This window comes from Shinella sp. SUS2 (assembly GCF_001262505.1).
Taxonomy (GTDB): Bacteria; Pseudomonadota; Alphaproteobacteria; order Rhizobiales; family Rhizobiaceae; genus Shinella.
The window spans coordinates 122,553-142,382 of sequence record NZ_KQ410737.1 but is presented as its reverse complement, the minus strand read 5'-3'; the positions used below and the strand labels follow the sequence as shown (position 1 = coordinate 142,382).

The 19,830-nt window shown below is 63.7% G+C and carries 21 protein-coding genes; 9 read left to right on the top strand and 12 right to left on the bottom strand.

Features of this window, described 5'->3' with window-relative positions:
• Window positions 1-40: 40 nt before the first annotated feature.
• Window positions 41-724, bottom strand: coding sequence for a response regulator transcription factor (locus AKG11_RS22985; protein ID WP_050745565.1), 684 nt, complete (start codon window positions 722-724; stop codon window positions 41-43).
• 110 nt (window positions 725-834) lie between these two features.
• On the opposite strand from AKG11_RS22985, the gene AKG11_RS22980 reads away from it, so the two are divergent.
• Window positions 835-1,380, top strand: a complete 546-nt coding sequence (locus tag AKG11_RS22980) for a L,D-transpeptidase family protein (RefSeq protein ID WP_023514082.1) — start codon at window positions 835-837, stop codon at window positions 1,378-1,380.
• 131 nt (window positions 1,381-1,511) lie between these two features.
• Window positions 1,512-2,342 carry an aldo/keto reductase gene (locus AKG11_RS22975; RefSeq protein WP_050745564.1) on the top strand — a complete coding sequence of 277 codons (831 nt, stop codon included), beginning with the start codon at window positions 1,512-1,514 and terminating at the stop codon, window positions 2,340-2,342.
• A gap of 288 nt (window positions 2,343-2,630) precedes the next feature.
• On the opposite strand, the gene AKG11_RS22970 is transcribed toward AKG11_RS22975, so the two are convergent.
• A complete protein-coding gene (locus AKG11_RS22970) occupies window positions 2,631-3,143 on the bottom strand; it encodes a SixA phosphatase family protein (protein ID WP_050745563.1) in 513 nt (170 codons plus the stop codon).
• 72 nt (window positions 3,144-3,215) lie between these two features.
• Complete coding sequence (leuC, locus tag AKG11_RS22965) at window positions 3,216-4,625, bottom strand: 3-isopropylmalate dehydratase large subunit (protein WP_023512169.1); 1,410 nt, start codon at window positions 4,623-4,625, stop codon at window positions 3,216-3,218.
• A gap of 364 nt (window positions 4,626-4,989) precedes the next feature.
• Here leuC and AKG11_RS22960 point away from each other — a divergent pair, with 364 nt between their 5' ends.
• Window positions 4,990-6,885 (top strand): CASTOR/POLLUX-related putative ion channel, encoded by a 1,896-nt coding sequence (locus AKG11_RS22960; protein ID WP_050745562.1) that lies wholly within the window; start codon window positions 4,990-4,992, stop codon window positions 6,883-6,885.
• Between the two features lie 6 nt (window positions 6,886-6,891).
• On the opposite strand, the gene AKG11_RS22955 is transcribed toward AKG11_RS22960, so the two are convergent.
• The 3 genes from AKG11_RS22955 to rplS form a co-directional block, all read right to left on the bottom strand.
• On the bottom strand, window positions 6,892-7,698 hold the full coding sequence (locus tag AKG11_RS22955) for an amino acid ABC transporter permease (protein ID WP_050745561.1): 807 nt from the start codon (window positions 7,696-7,698) through the stop codon (window positions 6,892-6,894).
• A gap of 9 nt (window positions 7,699-7,707) precedes the next feature.
• Window positions 7,708-8,505 (bottom strand): transporter substrate-binding domain-containing protein, encoded by a 798-nt coding sequence (locus AKG11_RS22950; protein WP_050745560.1) that lies wholly within the window; start codon window positions 8,503-8,505, stop codon window positions 7,708-7,710.
• 149 nt (window positions 8,506-8,654) lie between these two features.
• On the bottom strand, window positions 8,655-9,173 hold the full coding sequence (rplS, locus tag AKG11_RS22945; RefSeq protein WP_023512165.1) for a 50S ribosomal protein L19: 519 nt from the start codon (window positions 9,171-9,173) through the stop codon (window positions 8,655-8,657).
• A gap of 304 nt (window positions 9,174-9,477) precedes the next feature.
• On the opposite strand from rplS, the gene AKG11_RS22940 reads away from it, so the two are divergent.
• Complete coding sequence (locus AKG11_RS22940; RefSeq protein ID WP_023512164.1) at window positions 9,478-10,224, top strand: sulfite exporter TauE/SafE family protein; 747 nt, start codon at window positions 9,478-9,480, stop codon at window positions 10,222-10,224.
• On the opposite strand, the gene trmD is transcribed toward AKG11_RS22940, so the two are convergent.
• From trmD to AKG11_RS34635, 6 genes are all read right to left on the bottom strand, one after another.
• The gene (gene trmD, locus AKG11_RS22935; protein WP_050745559.1) at window positions 10,206-10,901 is read right to left on the bottom strand and encodes a tRNA (guanosine(37)-N1)-methyltransferase TrmD; all 696 of its coding nucleotides are present in this window, start codon (window positions 10,899-10,901) and stop codon (window positions 10,206-10,208) included. The two genes, AKG11_RS22940 and trmD, sit on opposite strands and share 19 nt — an antisense overlap.
• A 1-nt stretch (window position 10,902) precedes the next feature.
• Entirely contained in the window at window positions 10,903-11,481 is a 579-nt protein-coding gene (gene rimM / locus AKG11_RS22930) for a ribosome maturation factor RimM (protein WP_050745558.1), read from the bottom strand.
• A 199-nt stretch (window positions 11,482-11,680) separates the two neighbouring features.
• Complete coding sequence (rpsP, locus tag AKG11_RS22925; RefSeq protein WP_023512161.1) at window positions 11,681-12,046, bottom strand: 30S ribosomal protein S16; 366 nt, start codon at window positions 12,044-12,046, stop codon at window positions 11,681-11,683.
• A gap of 35 nt (window positions 12,047-12,081) precedes the next feature.
• Complete coding sequence (locus AKG11_RS22920) at window positions 12,082-12,405, bottom strand: chorismate mutase (protein WP_023512160.1); 324 nt, start codon at window positions 12,403-12,405, stop codon at window positions 12,082-12,084.
• A gap of 11 nt (window positions 12,406-12,416) precedes the next feature.
• Window positions 12,417-13,973: a signal recognition particle protein gene (ffh, locus tag AKG11_RS22915; RefSeq protein WP_023512159.1), complete on the bottom strand. Its 1,557-nt coding sequence runs from the start codon at window positions 13,971-13,973 to the stop codon at window positions 12,417-12,419.
• Entirely contained in the window at window positions 13,973-14,281 is a 309-nt protein-coding gene (locus tag AKG11_RS34635) for a hypothetical protein (protein WP_051758751.1), read from the bottom strand. Before AKG11_RS34635 ends, ffh begins: the two co-directional genes overlap by 1 nt.
• Between AKG11_RS34635 and AKG11_RS22910 the strand changes: the two genes are divergently transcribed.
• The 5 genes from AKG11_RS22910 (at window position 14,281) to AKG11_RS22890 (ending at window position 19,793) form a co-directional block, all read left to right on the top strand.
• A complete protein-coding gene (locus tag AKG11_RS22910) occupies window positions 14,281-15,363 on the top strand; it encodes an MBL fold metallo-hydrolase (protein ID WP_050745557.1) in 1,083 nt (360 codons plus the stop codon). The two genes, AKG11_RS34635 and AKG11_RS22910, sit on opposite strands and share 1 nt — an antisense overlap.
• Window positions 15,364-15,442: 79 nt before the next feature.
• Entirely contained in the window at window positions 15,443-16,342 is a 900-nt protein-coding gene (gene dapF / locus AKG11_RS22905; RefSeq protein ID WP_050745599.1) for a diaminopimelate epimerase, read from the top strand.
• Window positions 16,339-17,616: a tRNA (N(6)-L-threonylcarbamoyladenosine(37)-C(2))-methylthiotransferase MtaB gene (mtaB, locus tag AKG11_RS22900; protein ID WP_050745556.1), complete on the top strand. Its 1,278-nt coding sequence runs from the start codon at window positions 16,339-16,341 to the stop codon at window positions 17,614-17,616. Before dapF ends, mtaB begins: the two co-directional genes overlap by 4 nt.
• A 12-nt stretch (window positions 17,617-17,628) precedes the next feature.
• On the top strand, window positions 17,629-19,146 hold the full coding sequence (gene ftsY, locus AKG11_RS22895) for a signal recognition particle-docking protein FtsY (protein ID WP_050745555.1): 1,518 nt from the start codon (window positions 17,629-17,631) through the stop codon (window positions 19,144-19,146).
• Window positions 19,143-19,793: a septation protein A gene (locus tag AKG11_RS22890; protein WP_050745554.1), complete on the top strand. Its 651-nt coding sequence runs from the start codon at window positions 19,143-19,145 to the stop codon at window positions 19,791-19,793. The genes ftsY and AKG11_RS22890 overlap by 4 nt, the downstream gene beginning before the upstream one ends.
• Window positions 19,794-19,830: the final 37 nt, after the last annotated feature.

Sequence of the window (19,830 nt, the reverse complement as noted above, 5' to 3'; positions counted from 1 at the left end):
AAGGTGCGAAGCGGTTTTCCGCCCGGAACTGCGTGAAATTCTAAGGTACGTTCTTGTAACCGCCGTTCTCTGTCACGAGAATCTCCGCATTGGAAGGGTCTCGTTCGATCTTCTGGCGCAGGCGATAGACATGGGTCTCCAGCGTGTGGGTCGTGACGCCGGAATTATAGCCCCAGACCTCTTCGAGCAGCACGTCGCGCGTCACCACCTTCTGGTCGGCACGGTACAGGTAGCGGATGATCGCCGCCTCTTTCTCGGTCAGGCGGATCTTCTGGCCGTTTTCCAGCGTCAGCAGCTTCTGGCCGGGCTTGAACGTGTAGGGGCCGACCGTGAAGGTGGCGTCTTCGCTGCTCTCGTGCTGGCGCAGCTGGGCGCGGATGCGCGCGAGAAGAACGGCGAAGCGGAAGGGTTTCGTCACATAGTCGTTCGCGCCGGCTTCAAGGCCGAGAATCGTGTCCGAATCGGTGTCATGGCCGGTCAGCATGATGATCGGCGACTTGAAGCCGCCCTTGCGCAGCAGTTTCACGGCTTCGCGGCCGTCCATATCAGGCAGGCCGACGTCCATGATCAGGAGATCGATCTGGTTGGCGCGGGCAGTCTGGATGCCCTTGCCGGCGGTGGTTTCCTCGAGCGTCGAGAATTCCTCGTAGAGCGAAAGCTGCTCGACGAGCGTCTCGCGCAGGTCGTTGTCGTCATCGACAAGTAGGATTGTGCGGGATGTCATGCTTTACCTCTCGGCATTCCTCTGGAAAGTAAGGGAATTGGGACTTTTGGCAAGCCCGCCCATGGCTTAGCCAGTCAGGTTACCACAAGGCGCGAATATGGCGGAGTGACATGAGCCGGATCACATTTCCTGAACATTGCGTGAAGACGATCCTGGTGCGCCCGGCACCGGGCAGGAAAACACGCGCCATCGTCCAGGTCGGCCCCCTGCGCCTGCCCGCCGCCATCGGCCGTTCCGGCGTTACCGCCCGCAAGCGGGAGGGGGACGGTGCGACGCCGATCGCCGCCATGCCGCTTCTCTCCGGCTTTGTGCGCGGCGACCGCCTGTCCCGGCCGCAAAGCCGGCTGGCGCTCCGGCGTATCCGGCCCGATATGCTCTGGTGCGACGCGCCGGAGCATCCGTCCTACAACCGCCTGGTGCGCGGACCCTTCAAGCCGAGTCACGAGGAGATGCAGCGCAAGGACGAGCTCTACGACATCTGCCTGGTGCTCGACTGGAACGTGACTGCGCGCCGACGAAATGCCGGCTCGGCGATCTTCTTCCATCTCATCCGTCCCGGTTATGAACCGACGGCCGGCTGCATTGCCCTTGCGCAGCGGGACATGCTGCGCATCATGCCCTATCTGCGGCGTGGCACGGTCGTGCGCGTGCTTTGAGGATTTTGCCGGCGACGGGCTGAAATGCTGCGATGCGGAGCCTATATCAGCCTCGACCGTCGCCGGGCTTCAAGGCGCCACGGGAAACCCGCCCGGGTTCAAGCACGCCATTTTTTCACGGAGAGATTCTGATGAGCGATCAACCGACAATCCTGTTTCACGACGGCAACAGCATTCCCCAGGTCGGCCTTGGCGTCTGGCAGACCCCGAACGACACGGCCGGAACCGCGGTCAAGGCCGCGCTCGATGCCGGCTATCGGCATATCGATACGGCCGCCATCTATGAAAACGAGGAGGGTGTCGGCGAAGGCCTCCGTACCTCCGGGGTCGCTCGTTCGGAGATATTCCTGACGACGAAACTCTGGAACTCCGAGCAGGGTTACGATGCGACGCTAAAGGCCTTCGACGCGAGCCTGAAGCGGCTCGGCACCGATTATGTCGACCTCTATCTCATCCACTGGCCGGCGCCGAAGCGCGACCAGTATGTCGATAGCTGGAAAGCCTTCATCCAGCTCCAGAAGGAAGGTCGCGCCCGCTCGATCGGCGTGTCCAATTTCTATCCGGAGCACCTGCAGCGGCTGATCGACGAGACCGGTATCACCCCGGTCATCAACCAGATCGAGCTGCATCCGGATTTCCCCCAGAAGGACGCGCGGGCCTATCATGAGAAGCACCGGATCGTCACCCAGTCCTGGAGCCCGCTCGGTCAGGGCACGCTCCTGGAAAACCCTGTCGTAGCCAGGGTTGCGGCAAAACATGGTCGCACGCCGGCACAGGTCATCATCCGCTGGCATATCGACAACGGGCTGGTGGTGATCCCGAAATCCGTGACGCCCTCGCGCATCGTGGAGAACTTCAAGGTGTTCGATTTCAGGCTCGACGACGAGGACGTGGCGATCTTGGCGAGCCTTGAAAAGGATGGCAAGCGCATTGGGCCTGATCCGATGACGGCAACGTTCTGATGGAGCTCGGGTGACGCTTGCCATCAATCAGGGAATGACACGGCGGCAGGCGAAACCGTTCAATGGCGCGCCCAACTCTCCCCCGTCACCTCGGACTAGATCCAGAGGTCAGCCGTCGCGCGTCTGCGCGGCGAGCGGATACACCGCTCCGGCGAAAGTGTTTTCCCGCATAAGGACTTGCGCGCTGGATGCCGGCTCAAGGCTGGCATGACGGAGGAGAGGTTGGGATAGGGCGAGAAGCCGCCCCGTGGGCCAGCGTTGGAGGATGTTGCAGGCTTCAGGCTTTCCTTACGGCAAGGTCTTCGGTGTCACGAAGGCGTCAAGCCTTCCCCTTCCAGGCGCAGCATCCGCCCACGCCTCGATATCGAAGGCGATCACGGCAAGGCCTGCCGTTGGATACTTCGTGCCTAGCCGGGCTAGCGCACCCGCCTCACCCTCAGGTGCCAGCAAAGCCACCAGATCCTCGAAACCTGGATTGTGGCCGATGACCAGCAGCGTCCTGCTTTCTGCCGGCGCTTCATGGATGGCCTTGAGGATGGCCGCAGGATCAGCTTCGTAGATCGCCGTCACCGTGCGGGACGGGCAGGGCTTTGCGAGGGCAGGGGCGACGAGAGCCCAGGTTTCCTGCGTGCGGCGGGCGGAAGAGACCAGCGCGAAATCCGGGTTGAGGCCCGCTGCAGAAATGTGCGCACCCATGCGTGGGGCATCGCGGCGGCCACGGTCGGCGAGGGGGCGGTCGTGGTCCTCGACGCCATCCGGCCAGGCGGATTTGGCGTGGCGCAGGAGGAGAAGGTGTTTCATGGGAATTTCTCCTTCAAACGAAAAGGCCGGGAGCATGCTCCCGGCCTTTATCATATCGGCAATGACGCCGGATCACGTCCAGTCGCGGATATCGACGAAATGGCCGGCGATCGCGGCAGCAGCGGCCATGGCCGGGGAAACGAGGTGCGTGCGGCCCTTGAAGCCCTGGCGGCCCTCGAAGTTACGGTTCGAGGTCGATGCGCAGCGCTCGCCCGGCTTCAGGCGGTCGTCGTTCATGGCAAGGCACATGGAGCAGCCCGGCTCGCGCCAGTCGAAGCCTGCTTCCTTGAAGATCTTGTCGAGGCCTTCGGCCTCCGCCTGCTCCTTCACGAGGCCGGAGCCCGGAACGATCATGGCGTTGACGGTGGAGGCCACCGTCTTGCCTTCGACAACGGCGGCGACGGCGCGCAGGTCCTCGATGCGGCCATTGGTGCACGAGCCGATGAAGACCCGGTCGATCGCAATGTCGGTGATCTTGGTATCCGGCTTCAGGCCCATATAGTCGAGTGCGCGCCACTTGGAGGCGCGCTTCGTTTCATCTTCGATGGCGTCCGGGTTCGGCACGACGCCCTCGATGGAGACGACGTCTTCCGGCGAGGAACCCCAGGAGACGATCGGCGGCAGGTTGGCGGCATCGAGCACGACCACGCGGTCGAAATGCGCGCCGTCTTCCGTGTAGAGCGTCTTCCAATAGTCGATCGCCATGTCCAGCGCCTGGCCCTTCGGCGCGCGCGGCTTGCCCTTGATATATTCGAAGGTCTTTTCGTCCGGTGCGATGAGGCCGGCGCGGGCGCCGCCTTCGATCGTCATGTTGCAGATCGTCATGCGGCCTTCCATCGACAGCGAGCGGATTGCCTCGCCGGCAAACTCGATGACGTGGCCGGTACCGCCGGCCGTGCCGATCTCCCCGATGATGGCGAGGATGATGTCCTTGGCAGTGACGCCCGGCGGCAGCTGGCCGTCAACGCGCACCAGCATGTTCTTCGCCTTCTTCTGGATCAGCGTCTGCGTGGCGAGCACGTGCTCGACTTCCGACGTGCCGATGCCGTGCGCCAGCGCGCCGAAAGCGCCGTGCGTGGAGGTGTGGCTGTCACCGCAGACGATGGTCATACCCGGCAGGGTAAAGCCCTGCTCGGGGCCGACGATGTGCACGATGCCCTGGCGCACGTCCTTTTCCGAATAATATTCGACGCCGAATTCCGCGGCATTGTTGGCGAGCGCCTCGACCTGGATGCGGCTCTCCTCGTTCTTGATGCCCTGGTGGCGATCCGGCGAGGTGGGGACGTTGTGATCGACGACGGCGAGCGTCTTCTCCGGCGCACGCACCTTGCGGCCGGCCATGCGCAGGCCTTCGAAGGCCTGCGGCGACGTCACTTCGTGAACGAGGTGACGGTCGATGTAGAGAAGACAGGTTCCGTCTTCCTGGCGGCTGACGATGTGGTCGTCGAAAATCTTGTCATAGAGGGTACGGGGTGCGCTCATGGCTCTTCATCCGTCTTGGCAGTTTCTGGGCATGTTGAAGGGTGTAGGACGTTGGCGAGCACGCGGCTCGCTGGACCGCAAGCGGTCAGGATAGGCGGCTGATGAGCGCCCCGAAGACACGCGCAAAGAAGCGTGCCGGCAGGCGCTTGTGATCCTGCAGCACGACGACATGCTTTTCCGTGCATCCGAACTTGGATTCCATACCTCCGCATATAGCGATTTTTCGAAGGCTCGGCAAGTTGACGCGCGGCGGCGGCCATTTACGCTTCTTCCGAAAATTTCCGGCTGCCCTTCTTGCCGCGATCACGAATTTTTGAGACTCGATAGACGTATCCCGGCGGAGAGCCGGCATGAGGGGACATAGATGAAGATGATTACCTGGCGGGATCGCCTGCGCTACCAGTTCGACAAGAGCATGGCAGCAGGGCCGATCGCGCTTATCGGCTGGCTTGCGGTCATTTCGCTGATCGTCATCGTCATCGCCGGCCTGTTTCTCGCCTTGACCGGAATCACTCCGGAAGGGGGTGAGCCCGTCTCCTTCATCGAGGGTGCCTGGGAATCCCTGATGCGCACCATGGACGCCGGCACGATGGGCGGCGATGCCGGCTGGAGCTTCCGCGGCGTGTCGCTCGTCGTCACGGTAGCCGGCATCTTCGTCTTCTCCGCGCTTATCGGTGTTCTCAGCTCGGGTCTTGACGAGAAGCTGGACGAGTTGCGCAAGGGTCGCTCGCACGTGCTCGAAAAGGAGCACACGATCATCTTCAACTGGTCGTCCTCGATCTTCGACGTGATTTCCGAGCTTGTCATTGCCAACCAGAGCCGCCGCAACCCGCGTATCGTCATCATGGCGAGCAAGGACAAGGTGGAGATGGAGGACGAGATCGCCGACAAGATCGCCGATCTCGGCAACACCCGCATCATCTGCCGCAGCGGCGATCCGACGGACCTCTATGACGTCAACATCGTCAACCCGCAGGCCTCGCGTTCGATCATCGTGCTGTCGCCGGAAAGCGACTATGCGGATTCGGAGGTCATCAAGACGGTGCTGGCGCTGGTCAACGATCCGGACCGGCGCAAGGAGCCCTACCAGATCGCTGCGGAAATCCGCGACGCCAAGAATGCGGAAGTTGCGCGCATCGTCGGCGGTTCGGAACTGCAGCTCGTGCTGGCCGACGAGCTGATCTCGCGTATCGTCGTCAGCTCCAGCCGGCAAGCGGGCCTTTCCGCCGTCTATACGGAACTGCTCGACTTCGACGGGTCTGAGATCTATGCGGTCGAGCAACCGGCGATCGTCGGCAAGTCCTTCGGCAATGCGGTCATGTCCTACGATACCTCGACGCTGATCGGCATCTGCGACACAGACGGCGTGGTGCATCTCAACCCGCCGACAAGCCGACCGATCGCCGCCGGCGAGCGGGCGATCCTCATTGCCGAGGACGATGCGACGATCAAGCTGCGCAGCGGGGATTTCGAGGTCGACCGGGAGATCGTACGCCCGCCCGTCCATCACCAGCCCACCTCGGAACGCACGCTGCTGCTCGGCTGGAACCGGCGAGGGCCGATCATCACGCAGGAGCTGTCGCGGTATGTCGCGCCGGGATCTGAGCTGATGATCGCGGCCAATACACCGGGCCTGGAGAGCGTGGTCGCGGGGCTGTCCTATCTGACGGAGAACCTTGCGGTCCGCTGCGCGGTCATCGATACGACCAACCGTGCGGCACTCGATGCGCTCGACGTGCCCTCTTATGATCATGTGCTGGTGCTCGGCTACAGCGACGACATGGCAGCCCAACCGGCCGATACCACGACGCTCGTCACCCTGCTGCAGCTTCGCAAGATCGCCGATGCGGCCAACCAGCATATCGGCATCGTCAGCGAGATGATCGATGTGCGCAACCGCAACCTCGCGGCGGTGACGCGCGCCGACGACTTCGTCGTCAGCAACAAGCTGGTCAGCCTCATGCTGGCGCAGGCTTCGGAGAACGAGCTGATGGCGCAGATCTTCGACGAGCTGCTCGACGAGGACGGGTCCGAAATCTACATGCGCCCCGTGACCGATTACATCGCCATCGATCGGCCGGTGAATTTCTACACCGTGACGCTGGCTGCGCTTATCCGCGGCGAAGTCGCCCTCGGTTACAGCCGCGCGGGCGTGTCCGGCCACGACCCGCGCAACATGGGCGGGGTCGTGGTCAATCCGGCGAAATCGGACAAGGTGACGTTCGGTGCCAATGACCGCCTGATCATCCTTGCCCGCTGACGCGTTCTAGGTCCGCCGCAAGCGCCTTTCCAGCGCCCTCAGGGCCAGGGAAAGGCCGATGGTCAGGATAAGATAGACATAGGCGACGATGGAGTAGGTCTCGAAGAAGCGGAAGGAGCCTGACGCGTAGACCTTGCCCATCTGGGTGATGTCGGCGACGCCGAGTACGGAGACGAGCGACGAATCCTTCACCATCGCCACGAAGTCATTGCCGAGCGGTGGCAGGATGACGCGCACGGCCTGCGGAAAGACGACCAGCCGGAAGCGCTGGAAGCGCGACAGGCCAAGTGCCTTCGCCGCCTCGATCTGCCCCTTGTCGACCGACTGGATGCCTGCGCGAAAAACCTCGGCGATGAAGGCCGAATAGCCGATCATCAGCGCGATGATCGCCCGCCACATCAGCGAAAGGTCACGCACCTGCATCGGCTCCATGGTGCCGGCGGCAATAAGCGGCCCGATCGCGAAGTTGATCACCGCCACCAGTGCCGGCGCGCCGACAAAGGCGATGTAGAAGAGCAGGACGAGCACCGGAACGCCACGGATCACCTCCGTGTAGAAGCGGGCGATCTGGCGCAGCGCCTTGCTTTCGGAGAGCGCCATGAGGGCGATGCCGAGGCCGAGCATCGTGGCGAGCAGGAAGGCGACGAGGGTCACGAAGATCGTCACCCACAGCCCTTTCAGCACGACACCGAAGACCTGCGCGTAGAGATCGTTTGCGATGATGATGCCGGCAAGAGCAAGCGCGATGACGCCGAGGGCGACCAGCCACCAGGGATAGTCGCCCTTCGCCGTGTCAGAGGAAACGGGAGCCATGGCAGCCCGCTACTGACCCATCTTGTAGTCGAGGAACCACTTCTTGTTGAGATTGTCGAGCGTGCCGTCCGCCTTCAGCGCCGCGATCGCCGCGTTGACCGGGGCGACGAGGTCGGATCCCTTCGGGAAGATGAAGCCGAAATCCTCGGTGCCGAGCGGCCCGCCGACCACTTTCAGCTTGCCGCCCGAGGCATCGACATAGCCCTTGGCAGCCACGCTGTCGGTGAGCACGAGATCGACGTCGCCGGCCTGCAGCGCCTGCACGGTTGCGCCGAAGGTCTCGAACAGCTTGATGCGCGGGTTCTGCTCGTTGCCGTCGAGGATTTCATAGACGGCGGTGTAGAAGGGCGAGGTGCCGGGCTGAGCGGCGATCAGACCGTCGGTCAGCGCCGCGAAGGATTTTGCATCGTTGAAGCGTTCTTCGTCGCCACGTACCAGCATGAACTGCTGCGAGCGCATATAGGGGTCGGAGAAATCGACCTTCTCCTTGCGGTCTTCCTTGATGGTGATGCCGGTCATGCCGATGTTGTACTGGTTGTCGGAGACCGCCTGGATCATCGTGTCCCAGCTGGCGTTCTGGTATTCGACCTTGAAGTTCAGCCGCTTTGCGATCTCGTCCATCGCGTCATATTCCCAGCCGATCTGCTTTCCGGTCTTGGGATCGATGAACTGTATCGGCGGATAGGCGTTTTCCGTGACGACGACGACGGTCTTGCCGGCGAGGTCGGGCAGGTCCGCGGCGAAGGTGACGGCGGGCATGAGGGCGGCGGCGGCAAGGCCTGCGAGAACGGCGCGGCGGGAAAACATCAAAACATGCTCCTGAAATTGTGGCGGCGGAACACTCTCACAGGTTCAGGCTGGGAGGCAAGCACGGCGCTTGCGTGCAAAGGCTTTTCCTTGAAACAAAAAAGCCGCCGGCCAGGCCGACGGCTCTTTCGAATGGACGCGCTGCCGGATTATTCGGCGGCGGCTTCCGCAGCCTTTGCGGCTTCGGCAGCTTCTGCTGCGGCCTTTTCAGCGGCGAGCGCCTGGGCGGCCGCTACCTTCTCGGCTTCGAGACGGGCCTTTTCCTCGGCAACAGCCTGGCGCTCGGCGTCGTTCAGCTTGCGGGCGCGCGTACCGGTGTTCTCGACGATACGAGCCGACTTGCCGCGACGATCGCGCAGGTAGTAGAGCTTGGCGCGGCGGACCTTACCGCGGCGGACGATTTCGACGCTTTCGACGAGCGGCGAGTAAACCGGGAATACGCGCTCGACGCCTTCGCCGTAGGAAATCTTGCGGACGGTGAAGCTCTCGTTGATGCCGCCGCCGGAACGGGCGATGCAGACGCCTTCATAGGCCTGCACGCGGGTGCGCGTGCCTTCCGTGACGCGGACGTTGACGCGCACGGTGTCGCCCGGGGAGAATTCCGGGAGGGTGCGCTTGGCTTCGATCTTCGCGGCCTGTTCGGCTTCGAGCTGCTGGATGATGTTCATCGGTCTAACCTTCGTGGTTCTTCTGAAACAGCCAGAGCGCTCGACGGTCACCTTGAGAGGTCATGCCTCGTTCGGTTAGTCCGTTGCCGGACGGAGCGGATTCGCCATTCTTTGATTGCAGGTCGGCGGGAGGTAATCCCAAATCCGTGCGGGCCAATACACCAATCGAACCGGCTTGTCATCCCCGATGCGAAAGAATCCGCACGGGAAAGGCGGTTTTTCGGGCCTTGCCGGGCCAACGGCACCACGTTATCACGCTTTGCGGAGGAGGCCGCGCTTCTTTGCGGCTGCGGGTGGAAAGATCATGACGCTTGCCGATGCCGTTTTGCTGTTCGTTGCCGGATTCCTGTCCGGCGTGGTCAATGCGATTGCCGGTGGCGGCACCTTCCTCACCTTTGGTGCGATGACACTGGCCGGCCTGCCGCCGATCGTTGCCAATGCCACGTCCTCGATCACCCAGTTCCCCGGCTACGTCACCTCCTCGCTTGCCTATGCCAAGGAGATCAGGGCCGACTGGCGCGAGGCTGCGCTGCTCGGGGCGCTCTCGCTTGTCGGCGGGCTTGCCGGGGCGCTGTTGCTGTTGTCGCTCTCCAACCCGTCCTTCCGGGCGCTGGTGCCATGGCTGTTGTTGGCGGCGACCGCCATCTTCGCCGCCGGACCCTATCTGAAGCCCAAGACGCTGAGCCCGGAAAAGCCGATCACGCCGTTCGGCCTTGTCGGCCAGTTCGTCACCTCTATCTATGGCGGCTTCTTCGGCGCCGGCATGGGCATCATGACGCTCGCCGTTCTCGGTCTCACCAAGGGCGGTGACTACCATCGCCTGAATGCGCTGAAGAACTTCCTTGCCGTGGTGATTGCCGGCATGGCGATCGTCGTTTTTGCCAGCGGCAATGTGGTCGGCTGGCCGCAAGCGGCGGTCATGGTGCCGGCGGCGGCGCTCGGCGGCTGGTCCGGAGTCTGGGCGGCACGGCGCGTGCCGCAGCCGGTCATCCGCGGCCTGGTCGTCGCGGTCGGTATCGCGTTGACGATCTATTACTTCGTGACGGGCTGAGTGGCGAGAAGATCCGGCCGTCGCTCGCGCGTCAGCGTCTCTGCCTCCTTGCGTCGCCACTTTTCGATCGCCGCATGGTGACCGGAGGTGAGGACACCGGGAATCTCCATGCCTTCCCAGACCTGCGGGCGGGTATAGTGCGGGTGCTCCAGCAACCCGCCTTCGAAGCTCTCATGCTCGCCCGAGAGCGCATTGCCCATGACGCCCGGCAGGATGCGGACGATGGCGTCGAGCAGGATCATCGCCGCCGGCTCGCCGCCGGAGAGGATGTAGTCACCGATCGAGACCTCTTCGAGCTGGCGGCCATCGATGACGCGCTGGTCGACCCCCTCGAAGCGACCGCAGACGATGATTGCGCCGTCGCCCGCCGCCAGTTCCCGCACGCGCGCCTGCGTCAGGGGACGGCCGCGAGGGCTCATCAAGAGGCGCGGACGGCTGTCTCCGTCGGAGGCATGGTCGATGGCACGGGCGAGAACGTCGGGCTTCAGCACCATGCCGGCGCCGCCGCCGGCCGGTGTGTCGTCGACGGTGCGGTGGCGGTCGGTGGTGAAATCGCGGATCTGCACGCAGTCGAGCGCCCAGTCGCCGCGGACGAGCGCCTTGCCGGAAAGCGATTGGCCGAGAAAACCCGGGAACATCTCCGGATAGAGCGTCAGGATGGTGGCGCGGAAAGCCACGTCATTCCCCGCCGTCTTCTTGCGGCGGACGGCGGCGCCTGCTGCCTGGACCTTCGTTCTCTTCCTCTTCCAGGCCTGCGGCGACGGCATCGATCAGAAGGCGCCCGCCTTCGACGTCGATCTCCAGCACGGCCGCTTCGGAGAAGGGAATGAGCACGGGCCGTTTGCCCGGCCCCTTGAGCTCGAGAAGATCGCCGGCGCCGAAATCGAAGATGCCGGTCACCTTGCCGTGGCTGCGGCCGGCGGTATCGACGGCTTCCAGCCCTTCAAGGTCGGCGTAGAAGAACTCGTCCTCGTCCAGCTCCTCGTCCGGCAGGTTGTCGCGCTCGATGTAGAGGTCGGTACCGTTCAGTGCCTCGGCGGCGTTGCGGTCGTTGATGCCGCGAAAACGCACCACGACGACGTTCTTCGCCTCGCGCACTTCAAGCACCTCGAAAGACCGGCCGTCCTCGGTATGCAGATGGCCGTAGTCGCCGATCGCCGTCGGGTCGATCGTGTAGGATTTCACACGGACTTCGCCACGCAGGCCCTGCGCCGCGCCGACGGTGCCCATGAGGACGGGATTTTCCAGTTTCGCCATGGTTTGGTTCCGTGTGGTTTGTGGAGCCTCTTACGATGTTCGTGGCAAGGCTCCAAATGAAAACGGGCGGCGTGAAGCGCCGCCCGTCAGCTTGGTAAAGAACCTCGCCCATCCGCTGACGTCATCCACGCCTCATGTGCGGCGGGTGGATGCCCGGGTCAAGCCCGAGCATGACGGAGGGGAGGCTCGTCGCGAGGGATTATTCGCCAGCGGCGGCAGCAGCGGCGTCTTCTTCCTTCTGCTTCTTTTCGGCAGCGCGCTCGAGCGCCTTCTTGCCCGGCTTTGCCTTTTCCGGGTTGTTGCGGGTGTCGCGCTTCACGACGCCGGCTTCATCGAGGAAGCGGGCAACGCGGTCGGTCGGCTGGGCGCCCTTGGCAAGCCATTCCTTGGCGCGGTCGGCATCGATCTGGACGCGGTTGGCGTCGTCCTTGCCGAGCATCGGGTTCCAGGAACCGAGCTTTTCCAGGAAGCGGCCGTCGCGCGGCGAGCGGGCGTCGGCAACGACGATCTGGTAGTACGGGCGCTTCTTGGAGCCACCGCGGGCGAGACGGATTTTCAGGGACATGTCATTACTCCTTGGATGTGACGTGGCCGCTTTTTTCAAGCGGTGTTCTGGTTGACGCCGCTGTGTTCAGCGGCAATGGCTTCATGGTGCCGGATCACCTCGCGGATGATGAAGTTCAGGAACTTCTCCGCGAAATCCGGATCCAGATTGGCATCCTTCGCCAGGCGGCGGAGGCGTTCGATCTGGTATTCCTCGCGCGCCGGATCGGCCGGCGGCAGTTCATGCGTCGCCTTCAGGACGCCCACCGCCTGGGTGCAGCGGAAGCGTTCGGCGAGCATATGCACAAGGGCCGCGTCGATATTGTCGATCGACTGCCGGTATTCCCCCAATTGCTTCTTGACCTCTTGGTCGATCGTCATCGGCAATTCCCTCACTTCTTCTTGGGCAGGCCGGGAAGACCCGGCAGGCCGCCGAGACCGGGCAGGCGCCCGCCACCGAGGCCCGGAAGGCCACCGCCGCCGCCAAGGCCCGGCAGGCCGCCCGGCTTGATGCCGGCGGCTTCCGCCTGCTTGGCGAGCGCTTCGAGCTGCTTCGGGTCCATGCTGGAGAGATCGGGCATGCCGCCCATGCCGCCAAGGCCCATCTTGCTGGCAAGACCGCCCATCATCTGCTTCATCATGCCGCCCTTCTTGCCGCCCATCATCTTCATCATGTCCGCCATCTGGCGGTGCATCTTCAGAAGCTTGTTGATGTCGGCCGCATCCGTGCCGGAGCCGGCGGCGATGCGTTTCTTGCGGGAATGCTTCAGCATGTCGGGGTTGGCGCGCTCGGCCTTGGTCATCGAATTGATGATGGCGATCTGGCGGCCGAACAGCTTGTCGTCGAGGCCGGCGGCGGACATCTTGTCCTTCATGCCGGCCATGCCGGGCATCAGGCCCATGATGCCGCCCATGCCGCCCATCTTCTGCATCTGGCGCAGCTGGTCGGCGAGGTCGTTCAGGTCGAACTTGCCCTTGGCCATCTTGGCGGCCATGGCGGCCGCCTTCTCGGCGTCGATATTTTCCGCCGCCTTCTCGACGAGCGAGACGATGTCACCCATGCCGAGGATGCGGTCGGCAACGCGGCGGGGATGGAATTCTTCCAGCTCGCCCATCTTCTCGCCGACGCCGATCAGCTTGATCGGCTTGCCGGTGACGGCGCGCATGGAAAGGGCCGCGCCGCCGCGGCCGTCGCCGTCCATGCGGGTCAGAACGAGGCCGGTGATGCCGACGCGGTCGTCGAAGTTGCGGGCGAGGTTGACGGCGTCCTGGCCGGTCAGCGCGTCGGCGACGAGCAGGATCTCGTGCGGATTGGACTTCCGCTTGATCTCCGCCATCTCGATCATCAGCGGCTCGTCGATATGGGTGCGGCCGGCGGTATCGAGGATGACGACGTCATGGCCGCCGAGCTTTGCGGCCTGCACGGCGCGCGCGGCGATATCGGTCGGCGACTGGCCTTGAATGATCGGCAGCGTATCGATGCCGGTCTGGACGCCGAGCTGGCGAAGCTGCTCCTGCGCGGCCGGACGGCGCGTGTCGAGCGAGGCCATCAGGACCTTCTTCTTGTCGCGCGTCTTCAGCCGGTTGGCGATCTTGCCAGAGGTGGTCGTTTTACCGGAGCCCTGCAGGCCGACCATCATGATGACGACCGGAGCGGCGGCATTGAGGTCGATCGACACGCCCTCGGAGCCGAGCATCGAGATCAGCTCGTCATGCACGAGCTTGACGACCATCTGGCCGGGCTTGATCGACTTCAGGATTTCCGCGCCGACGGCCTTTTCGCGCACTGCATCGGTGAAGGAACGCACCACTTCCAGCGCCACGTCCGCTTCGAGCAGCGCACGGCGGACCTCGCGCAGCGCCGCCGAGACATCCGCCTCGGAAAGCGCGCCACGGCCTGTCAATCCATTCAGAATGGAGCCAAGGCGGTCCTGGAGTGTTTCAAACATCACGTCTTCCTTGTTGTTTCCGCGTCAGGCGGAAACGTCGGTGCAATCGGCGACAAAAACAAGACGCAAAGCCAAAAAGCACCCGAGGGCGCATCGCGCTGTCGGGTGTTGACCTCCGGGATCTGTTTATACCGCAATGGGTCCCGGTCGGCGGCTTCAAGCATTGTCACTTGTCGCTGATGGCGCGGCTTAAACAGCAAAGAGGCTGGAAAGTCAAGGACGGCGGGTAAATCCGGCGGTTCGTAACATTTTCGCGAAGCCATGCCGTCGCGTTGCAGCATGGCCTGGCGCACCTTATCTTTTGTCAATGAACCGTCGTACGTTTCTCAAATGGTCGAGCCTTGGCGCGCTGGCGACGCTGGCGGGCGGTGCCTTTGCGAGCCGCACCTTTGCGGCCAATCGTTATTACGAGGGGCCGGCCAGCGATCATTTCAACGGTGCGCATTTCTTCAATCCGGATGGCGAGGAGCCGAACAACTTCTTCGAGCTGATGCGCTGGCAGTTCGGGGGCGGGCGAGCGGCCTGGCCGGCCAATTGGCCGAGCCCCTTTCCAGCCGCCGTGCCGGAGGCGCGCGTTGCCGGTGATCGCCTCGTCGTGACGCTGGTTGGCCATGCGGCGGTGCTCATCCAGACGGCGGGCCTCAACATCCTCACCGATCCCGTCTGGAGCGACCGCGCCAGCCCCTTCACCTTCGCCGGTCCCAAACGAGTCAATCCGCCAGGTATCCGCCTTGCCGATCTGCCGAAGATCGACCTCGTGCTTGTCACGCACAATCACTACGACCATCTCGACCTTGCGACATTGAAAGTGCTCGCGGAGCGGGACCAGTGCCGTATCGTCACGCCGCTCGGCAATGACCGGATCATCGCGCCGTCGGTCGACAAGGCGCTGATCACGACGATGGATTGGGGTGGCGTGTTGGCAGTGGCCGAGGGCGTGACGCTTCACTGCGAGCCCTGCCATCACTGGTCGGCGCGCGGGCTCGGCGACCGGCGTATGGCGCTCTGGTCCGCCTTCCTCGTGGAGACGCCGGGCGGCAAAATCTACCACATCGGCGATACGGGCTTTCACAAGGGCATCAACTATCGGAAGATCCGCGAGAAACACGGTGCAATCCGGCTCGCCAACCTGCCGTTCGGCGCTTATGAGCCGCGCTGGTTCATGCGTCCGCAGCATCAGAACCCGGACGAGGCGGTTCAGGGCATGGCCGCCTCCGGTGCGGCCTATGTCGCGGGCCATCATTGGGGTACCTTCCGGCTGACGAACGAGGCGATCGACGAGCCGCTTGCCGCGCTGGCGGCGGCACTCGATGCGGCCGGCATTGCCCGCGAACGGTTTCGTGCGCTCCGGCCGGGTGAGGTGTTCGAGGTTCCCGCGGCCGCGGTCTGAGCGAGGCACTGGAAATCCGCGGGCTTTTCGGCCATATACGCGCGCAATGGGCGTGTTCGGCCCAAACGGGCAGAGTGTGATGACAAAGACGGTCGATTTCGCGAAGATGAACGGGCTGGGAAACCTGATCCTGGTCGTGGACATGCGCGGCCGCGGCGATGTCGTGACGCCGCAGGCGGCGATCGCCCTCAATGCTGATCCCGCCACCCGCTTCGACCAGATCATGGCGATCCACGACCCGAAGGTCGACGGCACCGATGCCTTCATCGACATCATCAATTGCGACGGCTCCAAGGCGCAGGCCTGTGGCAACGGCACGCGCTGCGTCGTGCAGGCACTGGCCGCCGAGATGGGCAAGAAGGTTTTCACCTTCCAGACCGTCGCCGGCATTCTTAACGCTGTCGAACATGAAGACGGCACGATCTCGGTCGACATGGGCAAGCCGGTCTTCGAATGGGACCGCATCCCGCTTGCCGAAGAATTCTTCGATACAAGCCGCATCGAATTGCAGATCGGGCCGATCGACGCGCCGGTGCTGCACTCGCCCGCGGCGATGTCGATGGGCAATCCCCATGCCGTCTTCTGGGTCGATCGCGATCCGATGAGTTTCGATCTCGACCGTTTCGGCCCGCTGCTCGAAAACCATCCGATGTTCCCCGAAAAGGCGAATATCACGCTGGCGCAGGTCACATCGCCCGAGGCGATGACGACGCGCACCTGGGAACGCGGTGCGGGGCTGACGCTCGCCTGTGGCTCGGCCGCCTGTGCGGCCGGCGTTTCCGGCGCACGCACGGGCCGAACGGGCCGCAAGGTGGCAATCACCGTCGCGAGCAGCCCGAACCGCGGCGTGCTGACCATCGAATGGCGCGACGACGATCACGTCCTCATGACCGGGCCGGCTGAATGGGAATGGTCGGGCACGCTTGATCCCTCGACCGGCGCCTTCCGCCGGGATGACGCCGAGGCGGCCGCCCCTTGAGCGGCGTTACGGTCATAACCTTCGGCTGTCGGCTCAACACCTACGAATCGGAAGTGATGCGTGCCGAGGCCGAGAAGGCGGGGCTGAACAACGCCGTGCTGGTGAACACCTGCGCCGTGACGGGCGAGGCCGTGCGCCAGGCTCGCCAGGCGATCCGCCGCGCGCGGCGCGACAATCCGCATGCCCGCATCATCGTCACCGGCTGCGCCGCGCAGACGGAAAGTGCGACATTCGCGGAAATGCCGGAAGTCGATGCCGTGCTCGGCAACGAGGAGAAGCTGAAAAGCACAGCCTACCGCGCGCTGCCGGATTTCGGCGTCTCGGCGGAAGAGAAGCTGCGCGTCAACGACATCATGAGCGTGCGAGAGACCGCGCCGCAGATGGTGAAGCTGATCGACGGTCATGTGCGCGCCTTCGTGCAGGTACAGAACGGCTGCGACCATCGCTGCACCTTCTGCATCATCCCCTATGGCCGCGGCAATTCCCGCTCGGTGCCGATGGGCGCCGTCGTCGATCAGGCGCGAAAACTCACCGAAAGCGGTTATTGCGAGATCGTGCTGACGGGCGTCGACGCCACCAGCTACGGTGCGGACCTGCCGGGCGGGCCGAGCCTCGGCTACCTTGCGAAAACGCTGCTGAAGCAGGTGCCGGACATCCGCCGTCTGCGCCTGTCCTCCATCGACAGCATAGAGGCGGACGATCATCTCTGGGACCTGATCGCGGACGAGCCGCGCTTCATGCCGCACCTGCATCTGTCGCTCCAGCATGGCGACGACATGATCCTGAAACGCATGAAGCGCCGCCATTCCAGCGCCGATGCGCGCGCCTTCTGCGGGCGCGTGCGGGAGCTTCGCCCGGAGGCCAGCTTCGGCGCTGACATGATCGCCGGCTTTCCGACCGAAACCGAGGACATGTTCGCCAATGCGGCGCGGCTTGCGGAAGATTGCGGCATCGCGCATCTGCACGTCTTTCCCTACAGTCCGCGTCCCGGCACGCCGGCCGCGCGCATGCCGCAGCTTGACCGTGCGCTCGTCAAAGAGCGTGCCAGCCGCCTGCGCGAGACTGGAAAACGGCTCCACGAGGCCCATCTCGCGTCCATGATCGGGAAGCGGGAAATGATCCTTGTCGAGAACAACGGCCTTGCCCATACGGAAAACTTCACGCTCGTCGATGCTGCAGGCCTTGAGGCCCGCGATCTTGTGCCGGTCACGATCACCGGCCACAATGGAAAACACCTGACGATGCGGCCCGAAACCGCCCTCTCGCATAACTAGCGGACATCCTTCATGGCCCTCGGCTTCATCAAGAAGATATTCACGTTCGGAAAAGACACCGCCCCTGAGCAGAAGCCGGAGGTGGAGGCGCCTGCTGTCGCCAAGGTCGAGGACGCCGCGCCGGAGCCGGTTGCAGAAATCCTGGAACCTGTGGCGGTTGAAGAACGGGATGCGCTGCTCGATGAGGCGGAGGCAGCCAATCCTGAAGCGGCGCACCATGTGCCCGACGAAACCGAACCCGATATCTATCCGCTGCCGCACGCCCCGGAATTGCCCATTGCGGAGGATCCGGTCGCGCCGGCCGAAATCGAGACTGCCGGTGGCCCGGCGGATGACGTGCCTGCTGCCGAGATAGTGGAGGAGGTCGTCGAGGAAGAGCCTGTTGCTTCTGCTGAGGAGATTGTCGAGGCCGAGCCTGTAGCGACGGAAGAGGTGACCGAGCCGGAGAACGAGATCGTTCCGGTGGAAGAAGCGACGCCTGTCGAGGTGGAGGATCCCGTTCTCGAGGAGGCGATCCTCAGCGAGCCGAGAGCCGAGGCGCCCGTCCTGCCGAAGGGTTTTGCGACGGCGGCGCGCGAGCTGGCGGTGGAGGCTCCGGTGCCGCAAGTCAAGCGCACCTGGTTCCAGCGCCTGCGAGACGGGCTTGCTCGCACCTCCTCGCAGCTCACCGGGCAGATCACCAGCCTCTTCACCAAGCGCAAGCTCGACGACGACACGCTGCAGGATCTCGAAGACCTGCTGATCCAGGCCGATCTCGGCGTGGAGACCGCGCTGCGCATCACCGATACGCTCGCCTCCGAACGCTATGGCAAGGATGTCACCGGTTCGGATGTTTCGCGCATCATGGCGAGTGAGATCACCAAGGTTCTGGGACCCGTCGCAAAACCGCTGGCGCTCGATCTCAACCACAAGCCGCATGTCATCCTCGTCGTCGGCGTCAACGGCACCGGCAAGACGACGACGATCGGCAAGCTGGCGGCCAAGCTTTCGGGCGCAGGCCTGAAGGTGATGATGGCGGCGGGCGACACATTCCGCGCGGCTGCCATCGAGCAGTTGAAGATCTGGGCGGAGCGCACCGGGTCCGACATCGTCTCCTCGAAACTCGGTGCGGATGCTGCGGGGCTCGCCTATGAGGCCTATGAGCAGGCGAAGCTGAAGAAGAGTGACGTCCTGATCATCGACACGGCTGGCCGCTTGCAGAACAAGACGGAACTGATGGCGGAGCTGGAAAAGATCGTGCGCGTGCTCGGCAAGCTCGATCCGGACGCGCCACACACCGTTCTCCAGACACTCGACGCAACCACCGGGCAGAACGCCATGAACCAGGTGGAGATTTTCCGCAACGTTGCGGGCGTCACGGGCCTGATCATGACAAAATTGGACGGTACGGCCCGCGGCGGCATTCTTGTGGCCATTGCCGCCAAGCACAAGCTGCCGGTCTATTTCATCGGCGTCGGGGAGGGGATCGACGATCTCGAACCCTTCGAGGCCAAGGATTTCGCGGAAGCGATCGCAGGAGTTGAGGCATGAGCAAGGCAACGCTGGACGCCCCCGCCAAGGCGGAGGAGAAGATCAGCCCGCTTCTCAAGATGGTGCTGGAGCTTGGGCCACTTGCCGTGTTCTTCTTCGCCAATTCGCGCGGCGAATGGCTTGCGGAAAAATTCCCGGTGCTGGCCGAAATGGGCGGGCCGATCTTCATCGCCACGGGCCTCTTCATGGCCGCGACGGCGATCGCCCTCGTCGTCTCCTGGATCCTGACGCACACCCTGCCGATGATGCCGCTGATCTCGGGCGTCGTCGTCTTCGTTTTCGGCGCGTTGACGCTGTGGCTGCAGAACGACACCTTCATCAAGATGAAGCCCACGATCGTCAATTCGCTGTTCGGCGCGATCCTGCTCGGCGGCCTTCTCTTCGGCAAGTCGCTGCTCGGTTACGTCTTCCACGCCGCCTTCAAGCTCACCGACGAGGGCTGGCGCAAGCTGACGCTGCGCTGGGGCCTGTTCTTCGTCTTTCTCGCGGTGCTCAATGAAGTGGTCTGGCGCTCCTTCTCGACGGATTTCTGGGTCGCCTTCAAGGTCTGGGGTACCATGCCCATCACCATTCTCTTCACGCTCTCGCAGATGCCGCTGATCATGCGCCACTCGATCGAACAGCCGGAAGAAGGCAAGGCGCCGTAAAAAGCGTCATTGTCCCGTTACCGAAACTTTGGTGAAA